This is a genomic window from Kitasatospora sp. NPDC057015 (assembly GCF_042673745.1).
Classification (GTDB): domain Bacteria; phylum Actinomycetota; class Actinomycetes; order Streptomycetales; family Streptomycetaceae; genus Kitasatospora.
In genome coordinates, this window is sequence record NZ_JBHUSG010000115.1 from 1 (window position 1) to 4,317 (window position 4,317).

Genomic DNA, 4,317 nt, shown 5'->3' on the forward strand with positions numbered 1-4,317 from the left:
CCGCCGCCCTGCTGGCCGCCGGCGCCGGCACCCTCTGGTTCGCCCGTCGCCGCCGGGCGCACGCCCGCCGCCACTGAGGGGCGCCGGCCCGTCGCGGTGCGGCGGGCGCGGCGTGGGTGTGTGGACGGGGAGCGCGCACCTCTCTATAGGGGCGCATATAGAGGGGTGCGCTTCTCTGCAGGGGCGCGTGCGCGCATCGAGGGGGCGCACGGGCGTGACCGGCCCCCGCCCGGGCCGCCGAACCGGGGCATCGGCCCCTTCCGGAGGTGACGGCGGGGGCACTCCCGCAGTGTGACGGTGCCGCTGCGGACAGTTGGTTTACATGGGCGTCACATAGGAGGAACAACCGGGAAACGGCGACTTGCGACGCTACGCGGGCACCCACCACTCAGTTTGCGAGGTTCACCGCCGTGGCAATCAAGGCCGAGTACATCTGGATCGACGGCACGCAGCCGACCGCCAAGCTCCGCTCCAAGACTCGGATCCTGGCCAACGCGGACAAGATCCCCACCTGGGGCTTCGACGGCTCGTCCACCAACCAGGCCGAGGGCCACGCGTCCGACCGCGTTCTCGAGCCGGTTCGGACCTTCCCGGACCCGATCCGCGGCGGCGACAACATCCTCGTCCTGTGCGAGGTCAACGAGATCGACGGCACGCCGCACGTCTCGAACACCCGCGCCCTGCTGCGCCCGGTCGCCGAGCAGTTCGCCGCTCAGGAGTCGATCTTCGGCATCGAGCAGGAGTACACCTTCTTCAAGGGCTCGCGCCCGCTCGGCTTCCCCGAGGGCGGCTTCCCGGCCCCGCAGGGCGGCTACTACTGCGGCGTCGGCGCCGAGGAGGTCTTCGGTCGCGAGATCGTCGAGCTGCACCTCGACCGCTGCCTCGCGGCCGGCCTGGCGATCTGCGGCATCAACGCCGAGGTCATGCCCGGCCAGTGGGAGTTCCAGATCGGCCCGGTCGACGCGCTGACCGTCTCCGACGACATGTGGGTCGCCCGCTACCTGCTCTACCGCACCGCCGAGGAGTTCGGCATCGACGCCACCCTCGACGCCAAGCCCGCCCGTGGCGACTGGAACGGCGCCGGCGCGCACACCAACTTCTCCACCAAGGCGATGCGTGAGGGCTACGACGCCATCATCACCGCCTGCGAGTCGCTCGGCGCCTCGCAGGAGAAGGTCCTCGAGCACGTCACCCAGTACGGTGCCGAGATCGAGTCCCGCCTGACGGGCAAGCACGAGACCGCCCCGTGGAACGTCTACAGCTACGGCGTCTCCAACCGCGGCGCCTCGGTCCGCATCCCGTGGCAGGTCGAGGTCGACCAGAAGGGCTACATCGAGGACCGTCGCCCGAACGCCAACGTCGACCCGTACGTGGTGACCCGTCTCATGGTCAACACCTGCTGCTCGGCGCTGGAGAAGGCCGGCCAGGTCTGAGCCTGAGGCTCCCCGCTTCATCGACGACGCCCGCCGTCCCCGCAAGGGGGTGGCGGGCGTCCGTCATGTCCGGGCCTCACGCCACGGCGCACCCGGTGCCCGGGTGCGCAGGCCGCCGCGGTCCGGCCGGCGGGATCAGCCGAGCAGGGCGGCGAGGGCGGCCAGGAACCGGTCGGTGGTCTCCTCGTCGCGGACGGCGATCCGCAGCCAGTCGGTGCCCAACCCGGGGAAGGTGTCCCCGCGGCGGACGGCGAAGCCCGCCTCCCGCAGCCGCTCCCGGACCCGGGCCGCGTCCGGGAGCTCGACCAGGACGAAGGACGCCGCCGGCTCGCCGTGCACCCGCACCCCGGGCAGGGCGGCGAGACCGCTCAGCAGGTGGGCCCGCTGCCCCGCCCCGACGGCGGCGGCCCGTTCGGCCTCGGCGAGCGCCTCGGGCGCACTGCAGGCCTCCGCGGCGGCCAGGGCGGGGGTGGAGACCGGCCAGAGCGGCTGCGCGGCGGCGAGCTCGGCGATCAGCGGGGCGGGGGCGAGGACGTACCCGATCCGCAGCCCGGCGAGCCCCCAGGTCTTGGTGAGGCTGCGCAGCACCACCACCCGCCCGGGGAGGTCCCGCACCGAGGCCAGGGACTCGCGCTCGCCGGGGACGGTGTCGATGAAGGCCTCGTCGACGACCAGCGTGCGGCCGGGCCGGGCCAGCGCGCCGAGTGCCCCGGCGGGGTGCAGGACGGAGGTCGGGTTGGTCGGGTTCCCCACCACCACCAGGTCCGCGCTCTCCGGTACGGCGCCGGGGGTGAGCCGGAACCCGTTCTCCGGGGTCAGCACGACCCGCTCGACCTGGTGCCCGGCGTCCCGCAGGGCCGCCTCCGGTTCGGTGAACTGCGGATGGACGACGACGACGTGCCGCGGCGTCAGAGTGCGGGCGAGCAGCACGAAGGCCTCGGCGGCGCCCGCGGTGAGCAGCACCTCGTCCGCCGGGCGCCGGTGACGGGCGGCGACGGCGGTGCGGGCCCGGCCCGGCTCGGGATACGCGGCCAGGCCGGCGATGGTCGCGGCGAGGTGCTCGCGCAGCCAGGCCGGCGGGGTGCCGGTGCGGACGTTCACGGCGAGGTCGACCAGCCCGGGGGCACGCACCTCGGCGTCGCCGTGGTGTCGCAGGTCGGGCTCGCTCGGACGATCTGCCATGGTGGTCACGGGACTGCTCCTGCAGGTGTGGGGGCGGGTCTCGCCGGTGGTCGGTGCGGTACGCCCCACCGCGACCGTCGCCATCGCCGACTTCCGCTTGGGTACGAGGAGTTCGCCGCCGGGCAGGCCGGCCAGCGCGGCCGCCTCGGCGACGCTCGGCGTGCCCACCCGGTCGAGGACCAGGGTGGACGGGCCGGGCACCCGGACGGCCGCCAGCGCGGCGGCGGGGTGGCCCAGCAGGGGGACGCCGAGAGCCTCGGCGGCGCGTCGCAGACCCGGTTCGCCGGTCCGCTCGTCCAGGCTGGCCAGCCGTAGCACGGCGTCGGTCGCGAGCCCGGCCTCCGCCAGGCTGGCGCGGATCAGCCGGAGCACCTCGTCGGCGGTGACACCCCGGCGGGCCCCCACCCCGACGACGACGCTGCGCGGCGGCTGCGGCTGCGGCTGCGGGTCCGACGTCTGCGGGTCCGGAGGCGGTGCGGGGGAGGGCCCCGAGGGGTGCGAGTCGATCACGCGTCGCCCCTCGCTCGTCCCGTCCGATCGCCGCTCGGCGGCCCCGAAATCCCATCACGCGGGTGCAGGGCGGGTCAATCGGGACGCCTGTGAGCTGCGCCGCCACGCCGTAGGACGGCTGCGGTTCCCCCCGGCGGCCGTTGTTCGCCTTTTCTTCATTTCCCTTGTGCCGTACACGCCACCGAGCCGACCCTAGGGTTACGGCGCTCCGCCCCCATTCCCCCTGTGCACGGAGGTCACCATGCCCTTCGCTCGGAACAGCAAGCGCCCCCGCCGTCCCCTCACCGCCCTCGCCGCCGGCTTCGGCCTGGTCGCCGGCTCGCTCGGCATCTGGGCCGCGACCGGCACCTCGGCCCAGGCCGCGGTCGGTCTCCCCACCCCGGACCACGTGATCGTCGTGGTGATGGAGAACCACGCCTACTCGCAGGTCATCGGCAGCTCCAGCGCGCCGTACATCAACAACACCCTCAAGGCCGGCGGCGCCAACCTGACCGCCTCCTACGGGCTGACCCACCCCAGCGAGCCCAACTACTACATGCTGTTCTCCGGCAGCAACCAGGGCCGCACCGACGACAGCTGTGTCGGCGTCGGCTCGATCAACAAGCCGAACCTGGCCTCCGAGCTGATCGCCGCCGGCAAGACCTGGGCCAGCTACAACGAGACGCTGCCGAGCCAGGGCTCGACGGTCTGCTCCAGCGGCAAGTACGCGCAGAAGCACAACCCGTGGTTCGGCTTCAGCAACGTGCCGACCAACACCGCGTACACCTTCGCGCAGTTCCCGACCGACTACACCACGCTGCCGAAGGTCTCCTTCGTCGTCCCCAACCTGTGCAGCGACATGCACGACTGCTCGGTCGGCACCGGCGACACCTGGATCAAGAACAACCTGGGCGCCTACGCGACCTGGGCCAAGACCCACAACAGCATCCTGGTCGTCACCTTCGACGAGGACAACAAGCTGTCGGGCAACAAGATCCCGACCGTCCTGTACGGCGAGCACGTGACGCCGGGCAGCAGCTCCGCCACCACCTACAACCACTACAACGTGCTGCGGACGCTGGAGGACCTCGCCGGCCTCACCAGCCACGCGGGCAACGCCGCCACCGCCGCCGACATCACCGGCATCTGGAACTGACGGCCGTGTACCTCGCGGATCGCCGCGGCACCACTGCGCCGGCCTCCGCCGCCACCG

At 73.1% G+C, this 4,317-nt stretch carries 3 protein-coding genes; 2 read left to right on the top strand and 1 reads right to left on the bottom strand.

What is annotated here, in order from left to right; translation table 11 throughout:
- Nucleotides 1-410 precede the first annotated feature (410 nt).
- Entirely contained in the window at nucleotides 411-1,433 is a 1,023-nt protein-coding gene (gene glnII / locus ACFTWP_RS41275) for a glutamine synthetase (RefSeq protein ID WP_380270331.1), read from the top strand.
- 135 nt (nucleotides 1,434-1,568) lie between these two features.
- Here glnII and cobC read toward each other — a convergent pair whose 3' ends face one another.
- Complete coding sequence (gene cobC, locus ACFTWP_RS41280) at nucleotides 1,569-3,020, bottom strand: Rv2231c family pyridoxal phosphate-dependent protein CobC (protein WP_380270333.1); 1,452 nt, start codon at nucleotides 3,018-3,020, stop codon at nucleotides 1,569-1,571.
- A 346-nt stretch (nucleotides 3,021-3,366) separates the two neighbouring features.
- Between cobC and ACFTWP_RS41285 the strand changes: the two genes are divergently transcribed.
- A complete protein-coding gene (locus tag ACFTWP_RS41285; protein ID WP_380270332.1) occupies nucleotides 3,367-4,260 on the top strand; it encodes an alkaline phosphatase family protein in 894 nt (297 codons plus the stop codon).
- The last annotated feature ends 57 nt before the right edge of the window (nucleotides 4,261-4,317 follow it).

Coding starts and splice junctions, on each gene's coding strand:
- ACFTWP_RS41285 (WP_380270332.1), top strand. CDS start 3,367: ATGCCCTTCGCTCGGAACAGCAAGCGCCCCCGCCGTCCCCTCACCGCC.